This window comes from Paenibacillus sp. 598K (assembly GCF_003851045.1).
Taxonomy (GTDB): domain Bacteria; phylum Bacillota; class Bacilli; order Paenibacillales; family Paenibacillaceae; genus Paenibacillus_D.
In genome coordinates this window covers 47,594-63,452 of sequence record NZ_BFBX01000130.1, presented here as the reverse complement: position 1 = coordinate 63,452, position 15,859 = coordinate 47,594, and the positions used below count along the sequence as shown (strand labels likewise).

Below are 15,859 nucleotides of genomic sequence, written 5' to 3'. Positions count from 1 at the left end.
AGCGTTTTTGTCACACATAAGGTTACCCATGTTCCTTCAACCCTCCAAAACCGCCGAAATGAGTAATATAAGGTGATAGATGTTCCTTTGGGCGTCTATGCATCCTCTTTTTCTTCCTCTCGCTTAAACCGCTCATATATCTTCTGAATCGTATAGCCAAGAACCGATACAGCTACCGGCAAGATCAAAGTAAGCGGGTCTGCCTTGACGCGTTCATAGACGTTCCCAAAGTTCATCAGCAGATATATGAAAAGCACAACTAGAACCACTAGAGCTGCCAATCTGAACCATTTGAACACCTGAACATAGTACTGTTTTAGTCGTTGAAAAGGGGTCAAAGCCAAGAAAAGAATTAACCCAAGAACCAACCAAATGAGCACGTACTCGACGAAAAACTCAAAGGCTTCGTTCATTCGCATCTATGACCTGACCTTCAAACCAAGACAGTTCCTTCAGATTCACAATCGCCAGGAAGTTCTCCACCAGCTCCGTTTCGATCATCTCTTGGCCCTGATAGGTTATAGTTGCCTTGAGAGCCTCTATCCGCTCCTCTTCCAAGTCGAGAACAGCCAGCGCATCAAAATTAGCCGTCTTGAAAGTCTCTCGCAACAGCTTCTCGTACGCGCCGCCACTGTAGAACTGGCCAATCAGCTCATTCACCGCCTCGGCCCGATCCCCTGCATCGCCATAGAGAAGCTCCTGTGGATCGGCATCCGGATACTCTGATTCCAGCACGTCCATTAGCGCTTCTTCAGAAAGCATGTAGGAGTATTCGAACTCTGCTTTCAGTTCGCCGTTCGCCCACAGCATATATCCCCAGCCATAATCCTCCGCATGCGTAATATACAGTATCGGCAGCTCTTTTGAAAGCTCGATCATCTCCTGCTCTCTTTCCTCAACAGGCCCCATAAATACAAGCCACTCTTCGTTCAGCCGACGAAACGCAGAAATACCGAGCCTCTTCAATTGGTCCTCGAAGCGGATCTTGGTCACAAAAACGGATGTATGCTCGCTCATATGTGCAGCTCTCCTATCTCTATGCAATGGCGTGGGATCTTTCCCTCTAAACATACTTCAAAAGCCGATCTCCTCCATCCGCACTGCCGCACCGCTCTCGCGGGAGCGATTGGCCGCTTCGATGAAACGAACAATCTCCAGCGTCTCCTCAATCGGCAGCACGGCGACGCCCGTCCGGAACATCGTCATTACTTGCTCCAGCAGACTCGCATAATACGGCTTGGGCTGCGCGCTCAGGTCGGCGAAGCGGCTGCGCTGCCGCCGATGCACCGTGACGCCGAAGCGGCCGAGGCCTGCCCGCTCGCCGCGCAGCGTGCCGATCCGGCCGTCTCGCCACACGCCCGCGATCACCTCGTGCAATCCGCTCCTCGTCGCCTGCACGCTCACGCAGCCTGGGCCCAGCAAGCGGTAGAGCATCTCGACGCCGTGGATGCCGTACCAGAACAGTCCAGGCTGCGTCTCCTCCAGCGGCAGCGGACAGAGTCCGTCGACGCCATCGATCTCGCCCTCGTCCTCGATGGCCAGCAGCTCCTCTAGCCCCTGGGCATAACGCAGCGACGAGCTGCTCATCAGCGTCACCCCGTGCGCTGCCGCCAGCCCTGCGATCATCTCGGCCTCCTGGAGGCTCGTCGCGAACGGCTTGTCGATGAACACCCGTTTGCATAGAGGCGCGATCTGGCGAAATTGCTCCAGATGAACGCGCCCGTCCGCCGACTCCAGCATGATCGCATCGACCTGCGCCGCCACCTCCGCCGGACTGTCCACGATCGTCGCGCCAGCCTCGACCAGCATGCGCGTATAGCCCGCTACCCTGCCGATGCTGAGCGGGAAGTCTGGCGATCCGCCTGGATAGGCAGCCGTCACGCGCGCCCCTGGAATATGATGCGGATGTTCGGGGTTGTGCAGCATCTCGGTGAAGATCTGGACATGCGAGGTGTCCAGGCCGATCATCCCTATTCGTATCGTCATATCGATCCTGCTCCTCTCTTTGTCTCATAGGGTAACACGCGCCCCTGCAGCCGTCTATTTTCGGACGATTTCGCGCAGCGCTTGCCGCAGCGCGCGTCTTTTCCACAAGATGGCGGCGGCAAATCGCCTTGCGCTGACTTTTCAGTCCAGGGCGATGCTGCTATAATCAGCGATAGATAACAACCGTCATGGAAGGTGAGATGCGTGAGCGTACTTGATCAACTGCCGCTATGGCAGCATAGCGCGATCCGGGTGCTGGATATCCGCCGCGATGCGATCGGACCCGGGGACCGGCTGCGGCTGTCTCGTCTGCCGGCCAGCGCATTCCTGCTGCTCGCCAGCGGCGAGGCTTCGGTCGCGATCGACGGCCGCGCGCATCCGGCAACGGCTGGCTATGTCTGCCATGCGGGCAAGGGGGCCGCTCTGACGATCGACGGAGCGCAGCAGACGACTTCCTTCTACCTGCTGTACTACAAGGCTGCGCTGGTCGCGCCTGCACGTCGGGAGCTGCTGCGGATGCAGCGGGAGATCGACCCGTTCGGCGCGCGGTATGCGCTCGCGCCGCCCCGACCGCTGCAGCTGCAGATCCGCATGGAGGAGATGTACCGCCAGTGGCAGCTGCGGACGCCGCTCGAGCGCTTCCACGTACGCGGCCTCTTCCACCAGTGGATCTACGAGCTGCTCAAGCAGCTGCACGAGCTCGGCGAGCTGGGCCCGCTCCGGACCGATCCCGTCCGTCAGGCGATGCTCTATATCGAGGAGCGATATGCCGAGCCGATCACGCTCCAGGAGCTGGCATCGCATCTGCAATACGGGACCAGACAGCTGCAGCGGCAGTTCAAGGCCAGACTGCGTACCGGTCCGATGGAGTACGTCAATCAGGTTCGCATGCAGCAGGCCGAGCATCTGCTGCGCACGACCAACGCGCCGATTCGCGAGATCGCCGAGGCTGTTGGCTATGCGGACAGCTATTACTTCAGCCGCGCCTTCAAGAAGCATACGAGTCTCTCGCCTGCCCAGTACCGCACCGAATGTCGCAGAAATCCATTACAGATGTCGCCCCTCTCCATTGGAGCGGAAGGCGTTCTTCCGTATAGTGTAACTGATGATGAAAATCATTATCACTACATAAACGGAGGAGAGACACCATTGCTTAAAAGAACAAAGGGGACACTTGCTGTTAGTCTATTGCTGAGCGTCATGTTGATCATCGGCGCATGCTCCAATAACGGCGCGGGGACAGGCACAGCCAATCAGGGCGGCAACACGACGCCTCCGGCGGCTACGCAAAATACAGGCAACAACGCCGCCGATCAAGCACAGAGCAACTATCCGCTGACGATCAAGGATCTGAAGGGCGACTTCACGCTCGAGCAGAAGCCGACCCGCATCGTCGTACTCGACAACAAATTCGCCGACCAGCTCGTCGCGCTTGACGAGAAGCCGATCGGCAGCGTCACCTCGGCTGGCGACGACAAGGACTTCCCAGCTTATCTGATGGACAAGATGACCGATGTTAAGGTACTGGGCACGCGGGACGAACCAAACATGGAAGCAATCCTGGAGATGGACCCGGACCTGATCCTCTGCACCGGCTTCCAGGAGCAATTTTACGAGCAGTTCAGTCAGATCGCGCCGACGCTTATGCTCGACTTTGACGAGGACTGGCGGGATACGCTGGTGACGCTCGGCAAGATCATGGAGAAGGATGAGGAAGCGCAGAGCCTCCTGACCGCCTATGAGACCAAGACGGCCGAGCTGCGCCAGAAGTTCGCCGAGAAGCTCGGCGACGAGACGGTCGCGCTGATCCGTCCGCGCGACGGCGGCATCCGCGTCCACCCGCCTGCTCACCGTACAGGCGCGATCCTCTACAACGATCTGGGTCTGAAGCTGCCGCCTGCGATGGAGGGTCAAGACGACACGTATCAGATCTCCATGGAGGTGCTGCCGGATATCAACGCCGACCACTACTTCATGCTGGCCAACGTGATGTTCCAGGAGGACGTCGACAGCGTCATCAACACCGACATCTGGAAGGCGCAAAAGGCCGTCCAGCAAGGCCATGTCTACACCGTCGACACGACACAGTGGATCGCCTACTACGGCCCGATCGCGATCAATCTGATCGTCGACGAGATCGCGGAGCTGCTGTTGGATGAGGCCTAATGCGGACCAGGCGCTGACCCCGGCACAGTGGCAGGAGCTAGCCGATGACTATGGCCTCGCGATGCACGACGCATCGCGGCCGCTGATCCGTCAGATCACGATTAGCGAGCTGCTGCATCCGCGCCTGTGCGCCGACTATCTCGGTTGGCTGGCCGAGTACATCGGCGCTCCATCGCTCCGGGTCGCGGCGTCGATGCTCGCCAAGCGTTACGGCTACCTGTTGATCGCTCCATCGGTCTATGCGATGACCGCCTACGACAAGGCGCTGCTGCCTGAGCCGAGCCAATGTCTGCTCGTCACGCCCGACCCGGCCGCAGAGCCGGGCCGGACGACCTTCCCCGATCTCGCGCTGACGGGACTGCAGGTCGTCTCGCCCGGCCCCGCAGGCCGGGCGGCCTGGCGAGAGAGCTGGCTGCGCGAGCTGTTCCGCAGTCACCTGACGCCGCTGCTGCAGTCGCTGGCAGCCGTATCGCAGACGCCGCGGGCGATGCTGTGGGAGAATATCTACGTCCGCATCGCCCCGCTGCTGACCGAGGACTTCGACGAAGCTCCGGCTCGCCGCCGGACGGATGCCGCCTATCTGCTCGCAGACGCTGCCCCCGAGCTGTTCGGCGAGCGACGTCATCCATTCGCCCGCTTCGTACCTCAGGCGGACTGCGGCGGTCTGGCCGCTGCAGGCAGCGCCGAGCGGCTCACCTGCTGCTTTTATTACGAGATGTCCGACGAGTATTGCCGCAAATGCCCAAAGCCGACGCAGAGCTAACGCCGCGTCGGCTTTTTGGCCTATTGGAAGCGCAGCACGTACCTCACACCCGCCTGCGCCTCGAAGCGGAACAGCCCGTCCTCAGCGCTGGTCCAGGCTGTCTCCGATCCCGCCTGCTCGATACTCGCCAAGGCGGCGGAGGCTCGGACAGCGCAGGTCTGAGCCTGCTGCGAGGTCACATAGGCCTCACTCAGACGGCCGCCCTGCCAGCGCAGCTCGACCTCGTAGCCGCCCCGGGCGCGCAAGCCGCGCACCGAGCCGCCCGTCCACTTGTCCGGCAGCGCCGGCAGCAGCTCAAGGTACCCCTGATGCGACTGCAGCAGCATCTCTGCGATGCCTGCGGTAGCGGCGAAATTGCCGTCGATCTGGAACGGCGGGTGCGCGTCGAACAGATTGGCGTAGACGCCGCCACGCTCGTTGTTGCGCTGATCGCTGCGGACGAGCCGCAGCATATTGGCGAGCAGCCGCTCGGCGCGGTTGCCGTCGCCAAAGCGGGCCCACAGTCCGACCTTCCAGCCCAGGCTCCAGCCCGTCCCCTCGTCGCCCCTGCGCTCGAGCGATTGGCGCGCCGCCGCGAACAGCTCCGGCGTCGACTCGGCCGTGAACAGCCGCCCCGGATAGACGCCGATCAGATGCGATACATGACGATGATGCACATCCTGCTCCTCAAAGTCCCGATGCCACTCCTGCAGTTGGCCGTGCTGGCCGACCTGGAACGGATACAGCTTGCGCCGCGCCGCCTTCAGCTCCTCAACCAAGGACGTATCCTCGCCGAGGATCTCTGCTGCAGCGACGCAGTTATCGAACAGCTCGGCGATCAGCGCCAGGTCCATCGTCGACGCCAGATCTACAGCATAGCGCCTGCCATCGACGACGAACTTATGCTCCGGCGAGGTCGACGGGCCCGACACCAGTCGGCCCTCGCTGTCCTCATAGAGCCAGTCGAGGCAGAACTGCGCCGCCCCCTTCATGATCGGATACGCCCGCTCGCCCAGGTACGTACGATCGCCGCTATACAGGTAATGCTCCCACATATGCTGCGACAGCCACGGCGCGGCCATCGGCCAAAACGCCCACACCGGGTCGCCGTCGCCATAGTCGCCGACCGGCGCCGTCTGCGCCCACAGATCCGAGTTGTGATGCGCGACCCAACCGCGTGCCCCGTAGTTGACCTCCGCCGTGCGGCGTCCGTTGACGGCCAGCCGCTCGATGAAGCGCAGCATCGGCTCGTGCAGCTCGGCCATATTGCAGCTCTCGGCTGGCCAATAGTTCATCTGCGCGTTGATGTTGAGCGTATAGTTGCTGCTCCACGGAGCGCGCGTCTCCTCGTTCCAGATGCCCTGCAGGTTGGCCGGCTGCGTGCCGGGCCGCGAGGAGGCGATCATCAGGTAACGCCCGTAGTTGAAGAGGAGCGCCACCAGCGCCGGATCGTCGCTGCCGTACTCGGCGATCCGCCGGTCCGTGTCCATATCAGGAGCGGCCGGGCTCTCGCCGAGCTGGAGCGCGACCCGGTCGTATAGCGCCTGGTGATCGGCCACATGGGCCGCCTTCAGCGTATCGTAGTCGACCCGGGCGACCGCTGCGGCGACCTCGCCGGCGATATCCGATGGCCGTCGCTCGGGATCGTTGACGCTGCGCGCCGCGTCGAACGTCGTGGCGGCAGTGACGAGCAGCAGCACCTCATCGGCGTCCCGGATCTGTAGCCCGTCATGCGTCGATGTCACCGTACCGCCCTGCGTACGGACGGTCACTCGCGCATGGAAGCGCAGCGCCGTGCTCGTCTCCGTCTCGCCATAGACGATCGGCTCGTCCTTGTCGCAATAACTCGGCCACACCTGCTCGGGCGCGATGCCATCGATCGCATAGTAGCCCTCCCCAGCCACACCCTCGCTGCGCAACAACGAGCCCAGATGCGCGCGCAGACTCAGTCGGCCCGGCTCGCTCGTCGTCAGTCGCACCGCGATCGTCTGTTGCGGATGCGAGGCCAGCACCTCCCGCGTATATTGCGTATCGCCGACGCGATATGTCGTGCTCGCGATACCCGTAGATAGATCCAGCGAGCGGTTGTAATCGCGGTATTTGTTGCCATGCTCCATGACCAGCTGCAGATCGGCGAGCGGCAGATACGACTGGGTGTAGGGGCCCATCATCTCCTTGCCGAGCGCGTCCGCCGCCGCGTAGTCCTCTCTCGCCAGCGCCTCCCTGATCTTCGGCAGCGCCGCCTTGGCCTGCGGATTGTTCCAATCCTTGGCGCTGCCCGACCATAGCGAATCTTCGTTCAACTGGATGCGTTCGCTCTCGACGCCTCCGAATACCATCGCCCCGAGTCTGCCGTTGCCGACAGGAAGCGCTTCCGTCCAATACACTGCTGGTTTGCCGAACCGGATGCTCATCGCAGCATTAACCCCCTATGAATTGTCGCTTGTAAGAGAATCTGAATGACTCAGCCTCTATTATAACGGGATTACGCCGCAACGAAATTACGAACGATAGCATTTTGTTACGAACATGAAAAAGAGACGAAGAAGCTACAAGCCAAGCTTGCGCTTCTTCGCCAGAAAAACAACTAACGAGATCAGGATCGGAATCGTCATCACCTGGAACATGACGGAATAGCCGCTGATCATGCTGCCGTTCCCGTGATGCACATACGTGACGATCGCGCCGGCCAGCGTCGGTGTCAGCAGGTAGCCGAGATCGACGCCGATATAGGTCGTGTTGCCGGCGACGCCGCGCCGTTCCTTGTCGACCAGCTTCATGCACAGCGTCTGGATGATCGGCTGGCAGATCCCGTAGCCAAAGGCAGACACGGCCCCGGCGAGCAGGAACATCGGCAAGGTGCGGGCATAGCTGATCAAGATAAACGAAACGGCGAACACCAGAATGCCGGGGATGAGCATCTTGTCGAGCCCGTACTTGTCCGCCAGCTTGCCGCTGAACGGCCGCGAGAACAGCACGCAGACGGCGTAAGCGGTGAAGAACAGGCCAATATTCTGGACGCCGTTGAGCTTGCCATAGATCAGGATAAAGGAATTGATACAGGAATAAGCGCCGGCCAGAAAAAACATCATAACGGCAGGGACGAGAACCTCCCGTGCGTAAAAATTGTTCAGCGTCAGCTTGAACCCTGCCGACCGATCAGGAGCCGGGCTCCGCAGACGCAAAGCCATAAACAGCACGACGACCATAATGACCGCACCGACCAGAAACGTAAACGAATAGCCGAAGGCGTATACCAGCTCCAGCCCAAGCGACGGACCGATCGCCGTGGCGACTGCTTGCCCGAGCGAGAAAATACCGATGCCCGAGGCAATCTTGTCGCTCGGCAGGGCATCGCTGGCCAGCGCCAGCGACAAGGGGGCCAGGAAGCCCATGCCGATGCCATGCAGCAGCCGTCCCGCGATGATCATCTCGATCGAGTCAGCGATGCTGTAGAATAGAAAAGCGACGCAGATAATACCGATTGCCACCGCCAATAGCCGATTGCTGCGAAAAAAACCGGTGGCCGGGCCGACGACAGGCCGGATGCCCAGCGCCGTCACCGCAAACATGCTAGACACCATGCCGACCATGACCGCCGTCGCGCCCAGATGCTCCGCATAGTTCGGGATGAGCGTATTCATCATGAATTGCGCCATATTCAAGGCGACGTTGATCATAAAGATGCTGACAAAGGCACGATTCCAAATGGAAGGCGAAGTCTTCGTCTCGGTCGGGGTCACATTCAGTTCGGACATAGGCGGCTACCCCTGGTTCCGAGCGTTGCTGCCGACATCATGACAGCAATCTGCGCTGAATATCTGACCTCACAACCTCGTAGCCGCGCGCATGGAGATGCAGGCCATCGTAAGTATAGGAGGCCTCAAGCTTGCCTGTCTCGTCGGTCAGCAAGGCATGAATATCCGCATAGTCCAGCTTCAGCTCGTCCGCGATCTGCCGGAGTCGCTCATTGATCTCGAGGATCGCCTCGCCCGTCCGGCTGCCGACGACCGGGAACGGCAGGTCGGGCTCGGCATCGCGGTTGACCGGATAGAGCGATAGCAGTACGATCTCGGCCCGAGGCAAGCTCTGCCGCACCGCCTCGCAGATGTCCCGGATGCGCGCCGCGATCGCCTCCGGCGACTCGCCCTCGCCCAGATCGTTGGTGCCGATCATCAGGAACAGTTGGGCCGGCTGCAAGTCGAGGATCAGATGCCGGATATTGTGCAACAGCCCCGTCGTCGTGTCTCCGCCGATGCCCCGGTTGTACAGCCGCTTGCCTGGGCGCAGCAGCTCATGGACAGGGAAGCCCTCGGTAATGGAATCCCCTGCGAATACGATGCCGCCGGGCTCGGCGTGACGATTGAGCTCGATATAATCGGCCAGCTTGCGGGCTTTCAGAAAATCGCCCAGCCGCTTCATTTTTTCTATCTCCCGGGGATCGGGAATCGATGATGTCTCTCTCATATGGCTCTCCCTTCCTTCCATTACAGCATGGATTAACGCAATATCTCTTCCTGGATCAACTCCGCCATATACAGCGACAGCTCGGCGTAATGATCGGTAATATAGAGCACGTCCCCGCAAGCGGAGGCAAGACGGCCGAGATGACGACACATCAGCCACTGGATCGGCAGGTAGAGCTCGCCGTCCCGATAGATGGCTTCGCACAGCATCGACTCCACTCGGTTGTCGACGACGCAGCCGATGCTGCCCTGGGCGATCTGGAAGGTGCGGCCATCCGGCAGCGTCAGCTCCGCCGACCGTCCCTCGTACGTCTCGGTCACCTGTCCGCCGAGCAGCTCGGCGACAAACGACACCGGCGTCATCAGATAAGAGCCGCGGATGATCGAGTCTCCATTCATACCGTGGTACTTCAGCTTATGGTGCAGGAACGCCGGTCCGCTCATCTCGACCAGCCGTTGATGGACGTATGCCTTGCGACTGCCCGCCGCAAGCGCCACCGACCAGGCGTCGCCTTGCGCTTCCGGGCTGTTAGCCTCTCCTCCGACCACCTTGGCGAACAAATGCTGCCACACCAGCTCGGCGTCGTCGAAGGTCTGGCCATGATCGCGGTTCTTGACCTCATGGTAGACGAAGTCGGCCTGCTCGCCGGTATAGAACGCCAGGTTGTTCTCGCCGACGATCCGCAGCCGCGGCAGTGACCGGCAGCCATTGGCCCGCTTCCAGAACTCCCGGTTGGAGCGGATGAACATCCCGGTCTCGCCGTCATGGAACGGGATCTCGTCATGCTCCATCCGCGACTGCATCACTGACACGGGGGACGGTTGACAGCGCGGCTCGCCCGCCGCATCCCACAGCACCTCGGGCCAGGTCATGCCGGCCGAGCCGGAGCCGGCGGCGAAACGCTCGCTATAGTGCCGCAGCATCTGGCCCGCCATAATGTCGCCCATCGACATGCCGTGGATGAAGATAAGGCTCGCATCGATCGCATAGGTGCGCTCCATCCGCTCGATCAGCGCCAGGATGACCTGCATGTCGTGATTGTCCGCCGGGTCCTCCGGCGCTCGATGGAGGTAGAAGCCTTCGGGGTTCGGCTTGCCGATAATCTCGAGCGTCTTCTCCTCGCACTCGACCATCCATACCTTGCGCTCGCTCGCATTGGGGAACAGCACGATGAACCCTTCGCGGTCCGCGATATGCGTCCACGACGTATAGATCGCCTGCCCCCAGCCTGTCATCAGGCCGCCATGCAGCGAGACGACGAGCGGTACCGGCCTGGAGCCGTCATAGGAGGCGGGGATATATTCGTACCAGGTCGATGCCGCCTCTCCGACGACCGTCTCGCTGTACTCGCGGAGTCGCTCGGGATAAGGGTGCGAGTTGTTGCCATTCTCGTTGACGACCATCGTCGAGCCCTTGATCGCCTCGGGCAGATAGTCCCGGTTGGCCTCATTGGGCTCGCCAGGCAGCAGCTTGATTGTTCCTTTCATGTTTGTTGTTCCTCTCCCTCCTGTGGTTCAGACCGCCCTCAAAATAGTGCCTACGGTCACGGGATCGATCTTCCGATCGCTGTTGTCCCCAGATTTCTTTATCTTCACCGCATCGCGGTTGAAATCCGGGGACAAAGGCGAACGCTTCGCTTCTACAGATTCGATCCCGTGCCTCTTCGGCCTTTTGAGGGCGGTCTGGTTCAGGGTGTTCGTCACCCCTTCACCGCACCGCCCATGATGCCGCTGGCAAAGTACTTCTGCAGGAACGGGTACATCGCCAGGATCGGCAGGATCGCGACAAAGGCGATCGCCATCCGAATCGATACATGCGGGATCGACGCCGCCGAGCTGGAGCTGACGCTCGTATACGAGATGACGGCCTGGATGTTCTGGTTCATCTTGTTGAGCAGCGCCTGAATGCTGAGCATGTCCGGCTGCGTGATGAAGTAGAGGCCGTTCTGCCAGTCATTCCAGTAGTTCAGCCCGGTGAACAGGCCGATCGTCACCAGGATCGGCTTGCCGAGCGGCAGCACCATCGTCGCGAAAATCCGGTAATAGCCAGCGCCGTCCATCTTGGCCGACTCGTAGATCTCATTAGGAATATTGGTCGCAAAATAAGAGCGGATCAAAATAATGTTGAAGGCGTTGGTCAACAAGAACGGGAAGACGTAAGCCCAGATCGAATTGACGACGCCGAGGCTCGTCCACATGATGTAGGACGGCACCAGACCGCCGTTGAACAGCATCGTGAAGAATACCAGGAAGCTGATGACGCCGGTGCCCGGCAAGCCTCTTACCGACAGCGCAAAGCTCATCATCGCCGTAATGAGCAGCCCGATCGTCGTACCGATCAGCGTCACGATGATCGTAATGCCGTAGGCGCTGAAGATCATCTCTGAGTTATCGGCAATATAGGTGTAGGCTCCGATGCTCAGCGTCTCCGGAAAAAACGAATAGCCGTTGGCTACCAGCGTCTTCTCATCCGTAATGGAGGAGAGGAACAGCAGCAGCAGGGGAGCGATCATCGCAATCGCGACTAGCATCAGTATGACGTTCATGATCACTTGTTGAATCTTGTTGTCGATCATCACCGTTTATCCTTTCTCTGCCCGGGATTAAGGTCGTGTCAGACAGACCTAGAACATCGCGTCCCTTGAGCTTAACTTGCGGACGAGGCCATTGGCCCCCAGCACGAGGACGAAGCCGACCACGGCCTGCATCAGACCCGTTGCAGCAGAGCGTCCGATGCCTCCTGGAGACATCAAGGCGCTATAGACGTACGTGTCTATCGTTGCGGTCACGTTGAACAACGGACCGGAATTTTGCGGGATCAAGTAGAACAGTCCAAAGTCGGAGTAGCAAATCCTGCCGATGCTCAGCAAAAACAGCGTAATAATCGCCGGCATAAGCGAAGGAAGCGTAATCCGCGTAATCTGCTTCCAGGTGCCGGCTCCATCGATGGCGGCGGCTTCGTACAACGATTTGTCAATGACCGAGATGCCCGCAATGTAGATCAGGATGCCGTAGCCGACATACTTCCAGCATTGCACCAGCGTCAGGATAAGCGGCCACCAGGTCGGATCGTTGTACCACTGGATTGGATTGCTCTGGAGGATGCTGTTGTTCAGCATGCCGTTCTGCTGGCTGAGGAACGCAAACACGACATAGCTGATGACGACCATCGACATCGTAAACGGCAGCAGCACCGAGCTTTGATAAAACTTCTGGTATCGCTTGCTTTTGACGTTCGTAATCATAATCGCAATAATAATGCCAATCACATTGTTGACCAGTATAAAAGCCACATTGTAGAGCAGGGTATTACGGATGATGATCATCATATCGTTGGACTTGAACAAATATTCGAAGTTGCGCCAGCCTACCCATGGACTGCCCAGCAGCCCTTCGGTCGCCTTGAATGACTTGAAGGCGGCGATTATGCCAGCCATCGGCACATAGTTGTTGATCAGCAGATATAGCGCGCACGGGATCATCATGACATAGAGCGGCATATACGGCTTAAGTTTTCTCATCCCCATCCGTTCCCTTCGTCACTAGTGGCCGAAGGCTGCTGACGCAGCCCCCGGCGCATGGTTATTACTTGCTGGCCATCCATTCGTCGAGCTGACGCTGTTTTTCGTCCATGACCGCCTGCAGACCTGCGGCGTACAGCTCGTCGTTGAATTTTTTCAACGTCGGCTCGATGTCAACCGCGCCAAACGAAAGCGCATTTTCGTATTTGGCCAGCACGCCTGCCAGCTGGGATTGCTCCGCTGCTACTGTCGAGGAGTCAAAGGTGAAGCCGTACGCTTTGGAGACGAGCGCGTCGTCGCTGAACGCCTTGTACTTCTCCCAGATGTCGGCCGGGCTGCCGCTCCATGGCGTCATCAGATACTGGTTCGGATAGATGAAGCCGAAGTCGTTGTGGTAGTTGACAGTCGACACCGTCACGCCCTCCGGATAATCCGCCTGGCCCTGGTCATTGACGACCCAGTCCTTGCCGGGAACGCCCCAGTTGAGCAAGTCATTGAATTCTTTGTTCGTGTAAGCCCAGTTCAGGAATTCAAACGCCTTTTCCTTGTTGGCCGATGTGTTCAGCACGACGTTCAGCGCGCCATTGACGGCCGTCGTCGATTTCATCTTGTGCGACACCGGGATCAGCACCGTATCATAGCCGGTTTGCGATTTGACGTCGGTGAGCGCGTTCGCGCCGTAGGAGGCGAAGAAGGCGAACGTTTTGCCCGCTTTCATCTTGGCCTGGCCCAGCTCCTTGTCGACGGCGATGTCCTTCGACGAGTAGCCCTTCTCGAACCATTCGCGGTTGAGGAGCGCAAATTGCTTGAATTGATCGGATTCGTACCAGTTCGTAATTTTGTCTGTCTGGCCGTAGTTTTCGAGTACGCCGAACTGATCGCCGACGCCGTCGATATACGTGATCGTGTTCAGCCCGAACGTACGGTAGCCGTTGAACGGCGTCATGTCGGGATACTTCTCCTTGACCTTGGCGAACATCTCGGTCAGCTGGCCGAAGGTGGACATGTCGTCGGTCGTAATATTGAAGTCCGAAGCCTTGTAGCCCAGCTCCTCGAAGATGTCCTTGCGGACGAAAATGCCAGATGGCGTGGCGCGCACGTTCATCATCGGGAAACCTGCCAGCATATCGCCGATATAGCCGCCCTGCAAGTCCTCGCCGAGCACCTCCTGCAGATCCTTCGTCTGCTCCATGTAGTCGGACGCGTCGACGATATAGCCTTGGTCGATGAAGCTTGGCAGGCTGAAGGCAAAGACGAACGAAATGTCGATCGGCTCCTGGGCCGCCAGCATCATCGGCATTTTGGAGTTGTACGTGTCCCACGTAATCGGCATCAGATTGACCTTCATGTTCAGATCTCGCATCGTCAGCTCATTGATCAGCGCGTTGACTTCCGCCTGGTTGCCTTCCTTCGGCGCATGATAAGCGAAATTAACCGTATACGGCTCCTCGCCCTTCGTACCCTCCGCCGCCGGCTTCTCGCCCGCATTATCCTTGCCGCATGCCGCCAACAGACCTGCTGCCAATACTACTGTCAACCCGATGCCCATGCTTTTTTTCCACATGCTTGTCTTCCCCCTTGGAGTTGGTTGGTTATATGCTTATGGACGGTCGTAGATCGGCGCTCTTCGCAGCGGAAGCCACTCATCCAGCGTCTTCTTCAGATACACGTCCCACATCTCGTAATCATGCCCCATCGCTGGCGCTTCCTCATATTGCACTGGATAGCCGAGCCGCCGAAGCTCGGCGTAGTCCTTGAATACCCGGTCGCGGATGAAGTCATCCTCGCCGACGGCGATGTGGAACGTCGGCAGCGTCTTGCCTTCGGCGATATTGCGCTCCGCACAGGCGTACAGGTCATGCTCGGAGCCCTCGAACTCGTCTTCGCCAAGCAACGTATCGCGCACCCGCGAGAAGCCCCAATGCAGACTCTTGCGATATTCCTCGCGATCGAGCGTCATCCCGATGCCGCCGGACAGGTCAACGACGCTCCTGTACAGATCCGGCCGGATCACGCCTAGCCCAAGCGCCCCGTTGCCGCCCATGGCCAGGCCGACGACGAAGGTATTGTCTCTGCCCGGCGCCGAGGCGAACAGCGACTGGATGACCAGCGGCAGCTCCTCGGTCAGGTACTCCAGATAACGAAAGCCGTATTTTGTGTTGGTGTACAGGCTGTCGTTGACCGAAGGCGTGACCGTCATGACCATGTTGCGCTCGGCGTATTGCTCCAGTCGCGTATAGCGGTAAGGCACCGAATCGTCCTCGCCTCCGCCGTGCAGCAGGTACACGGTCTGGAACTTCATCCCCGGTTTGTACGCCTGCTTGGGCTCTTGCTTCAGCAGCGGGTCCCGATAACCAAGGTTCGTCGTCAGACTCGTGGTCGGATAACAGACCGTCACATTGGTCGTCAGACTGAGCACCTCGGAGCGGAAGTTGAATCTAAGGATTCCCATGCTCTCCCCCCTATTCGACCGTCTTGGCAAAAGCTCTCGCCAGCGCATCCACATAGCCTGCACGCACGCGTCGGCTGATCGCCGCATCCGGCACGAACAGCTCGCTGGCGTGATACAGCCCCGGGTGGACGTGCAGCTCGACATCGATGCCCTCGCGCATCAGACGGGCGGCATACTCGATCGTCTCGTCGCGGAACAGATCCAGTTGCCCCACGCACAGGTAGGCAGGCGGCAGTCCCGACAGATCCTCTGCCCGCGCGGGCGAGGCCCACGGATGACTCGGATCGGCTGTGCCGAGATACATCTGCCAGGCCGCACCATTGTTGGGACGGCTCCATACGGCGGGGTGCAGCTCCTCGCGGGTCGACGGCGCTTCGTTGCGATGATCGAGCATCGGGTAGAGCGGCATCTGGAAGCAGATGCCCGGACCTCCGCGATCCCGTGCCATCAAGGCCAGCGCAGCGGCCAGTCCGCCTCCGGCGCTGCCGCCGCCGACCGCGATCCGGGTCGGGTCAACATGCAGCTC

General features: G+C 59.6%; 14 protein-coding genes. 2 read left to right on the top strand and 12 right to left on the bottom strand.

Annotated features, from left to right (window positions below):
- Positions 1–95: 95 nt before the first annotated feature.
- Genes PA598K_RS29965 through PA598K_RS29955 form a run of 3 tightly spaced genes read right to left on the bottom strand, consistent with a single transcriptional unit; the run spans position 96 to position 1,986 of the window.
- Positions 96–419, bottom strand: coding sequence for a hypothetical protein (locus tag PA598K_RS29965; RefSeq protein WP_128660457.1), 324 nt, complete (start codon positions 417–419; stop codon positions 96–98).
- Complete coding sequence (locus PA598K_RS29960) at positions 397–1,017, bottom strand: hypothetical protein (protein WP_128660456.1); 621 nt, start codon at positions 1,015–1,017, stop codon at positions 397–399. The genes PA598K_RS29965 and PA598K_RS29960 overlap by 23 nt, the downstream gene beginning before the upstream one ends.
- Positions 1,018–1,074: 57 nt before the next feature.
- A complete protein-coding gene (locus PA598K_RS29955; RefSeq protein ID WP_128660455.1) occupies positions 1,075–1,986 on the bottom strand; it encodes a Gfo/Idh/MocA family protein in 912 nt (303 codons plus the stop codon).
- Between the two features lie 204 nt (positions 1,987–2,190).
- Between PA598K_RS29955 and PA598K_RS29950 the strand changes: the two genes are divergently transcribed.
- The gene (locus PA598K_RS29950) at positions 2,191–4,152 is read left to right on the top strand and encodes an AraC family transcriptional regulator (RefSeq protein WP_128660454.1); all 1,962 of its coding nucleotides are present in this window, start codon (positions 2,191–2,193) and stop codon (positions 4,150–4,152) included.
- Positions 4,142–4,915: an IucA/IucC family C-terminal-domain containing protein gene (locus PA598K_RS29945; RefSeq protein WP_128660453.1), complete on the top strand. Its 774-nt coding sequence runs from the start codon at positions 4,142–4,144 to the stop codon at positions 4,913–4,915. The genes PA598K_RS29950 and PA598K_RS29945 overlap by 11 nt, the downstream gene beginning before the upstream one ends.
- Positions 4,916–4,935: 20 nt before the next feature.
- On the opposite strand, the gene PA598K_RS29940 is transcribed toward PA598K_RS29945, so the two are convergent.
- The 9 genes from PA598K_RS29940 to PA598K_RS38365 all read right to left on the bottom strand — a co-directional run.
- A complete protein-coding gene (locus PA598K_RS29940; RefSeq protein WP_128660452.1) occupies positions 4,936–7,308 on the bottom strand; it encodes a glycoside hydrolase family 95 protein in 2,373 nt (790 codons plus the stop codon).
- 135 nt (positions 7,309–7,443) lie between these two features.
- Positions 7,444–8,652 carry an MFS transporter gene (locus PA598K_RS29935; RefSeq protein WP_128660451.1) on the bottom strand — a complete coding sequence of 403 codons (1,209 nt, stop codon included), beginning with the start codon at positions 8,650–8,652 and terminating at the stop codon, positions 7,444–7,446.
- 37 nt (positions 8,653–8,689) lie between these two features.
- Entirely contained in the window at positions 8,690–9,361 is a 672-nt protein-coding gene (locus tag PA598K_RS29930; protein ID WP_185602311.1) for a GDSL-type esterase/lipase family protein, read from the bottom strand.
- A 32-nt stretch (positions 9,362–9,393) separates the two neighbouring features.
- On the bottom strand, positions 9,394–10,848 hold the full coding sequence (locus tag PA598K_RS29925) for a hypothetical protein (RefSeq protein ID WP_128660449.1): 1,455 nt from the start codon (positions 10,846–10,848) through the stop codon (positions 9,394–9,396).
- A gap of 212 nt (positions 10,849–11,060) precedes the next feature.
- Entirely contained in the window at positions 11,061–11,936 is an 876-nt protein-coding gene (locus PA598K_RS29920) for a carbohydrate ABC transporter permease (RefSeq protein ID WP_128660448.1), read from the bottom strand.
- A gap of 48 nt (positions 11,937–11,984) precedes the next feature.
- On the bottom strand, positions 11,985–12,881 hold the full coding sequence (locus PA598K_RS29915) for an ABC transporter permease (protein ID WP_260405682.1): 897 nt from the start codon (positions 12,879–12,881) through the stop codon (positions 11,985–11,987).
- Positions 12,882–12,945: 64 nt separating this feature from the next.
- Positions 12,946–14,445, bottom strand: a complete 1,500-nt coding sequence (locus PA598K_RS29910; RefSeq protein WP_128660447.1) for an ABC transporter substrate-binding protein — start codon at positions 14,443–14,445, stop codon at positions 12,946–12,948.
- Between the two features lie 36 nt (positions 14,446–14,481).
- Positions 14,482–15,333, bottom strand: coding sequence for an alpha/beta hydrolase (locus PA598K_RS29905; RefSeq protein WP_185602310.1), 852 nt, complete (start codon positions 15,331–15,333; stop codon positions 14,482–14,484).
- A gap of 10 nt (positions 15,334–15,343) precedes the next feature.
- On the bottom strand, positions 15,344–15,859 hold a 516-nt coding region (locus PA598K_RS38365; protein WP_260405681.1), incomplete at its 5' end, for an alpha/beta hydrolase.

What these genes read in the sequence shown, in the direction of transcription:
- PA598K_RS29935 (WP_128660451.1), bottom strand. Translation starts at nt 8,652, where the DNA reads ATGTCCGAACTGAATGTGACCCCGACCGAGACGAAGACTTCGCCTTCC.
- PA598K_RS29955 (WP_128660455.1), bottom strand. Translation starts at nt 1,986, where the DNA reads ATGACGATACGAATAGGGATGATCGGCCTGGACACCTCGCATGTCCAG.
- PA598K_RS29945 (WP_128660453.1), top strand. Translation starts at nt 4,142, where the DNA reads ATGAGGCCTAATGCGGACCAGGCGCTGACCCCGGCACAGTGGCAGGAG.
- PA598K_RS29965 (WP_128660457.1), bottom strand. Translation starts at nt 419, where the DNA reads ATGCGAATGAACGAAGCCTTTGAGTTTTTCGTCGAGTACGTGCTCATT.
- PA598K_RS29905 (WP_185602310.1), bottom strand. Translation starts at nt 15,333, where the DNA reads ATGGGAATCCTTAGATTCAACTTCCGCTCCGAGGTGCTCAGTCTGACG.
- PA598K_RS29930 (WP_185602311.1), bottom strand. Translation starts at nt 9,361, where the DNA reads ATGAGAGAGACATCATCGATTCCCGATCCCCGGGAGATAGAAAAAATG.
- PA598K_RS29960 (WP_128660456.1), bottom strand. Translation starts at nt 1,017, where the DNA reads ATGAGCGAGCATACATCCGTTTTTGTGACCAAGATCCGCTTCGAGGAC.
- PA598K_RS29910 (WP_128660447.1), bottom strand. Translation starts at nt 14,445, where the DNA reads ATGTGGAAAAAAAGCATGGGCATCGGGTTGACAGTAGTATTGGCAGCA.
- PA598K_RS29915 (WP_260405682.1), bottom strand. Translation starts at nt 12,881, where the DNA reads ATGAGAAAACTTAAGCCGTATATGCCGCTCTATGTCATGATGATCCCG.
- PA598K_RS29925 (WP_128660449.1), bottom strand. Translation starts at nt 10,848, where the DNA reads ATGAAAGGAACAATCAAGCTGCTGCCTGGCGAGCCCAATGAGGCCAAC.
- PA598K_RS29940 (WP_128660452.1), bottom strand. Translation starts at nt 7,308, where the DNA reads ATGAGCATCCGGTTCGGCAAACCAGCAGTGTATTGGACGGAAGCGCTT.
- PA598K_RS29920 (WP_128660448.1), bottom strand. Translation starts at nt 11,936, where the DNA reads ATGATCGACAACAAGATTCAACAAGTGATCATGAACGTCATACTGATG.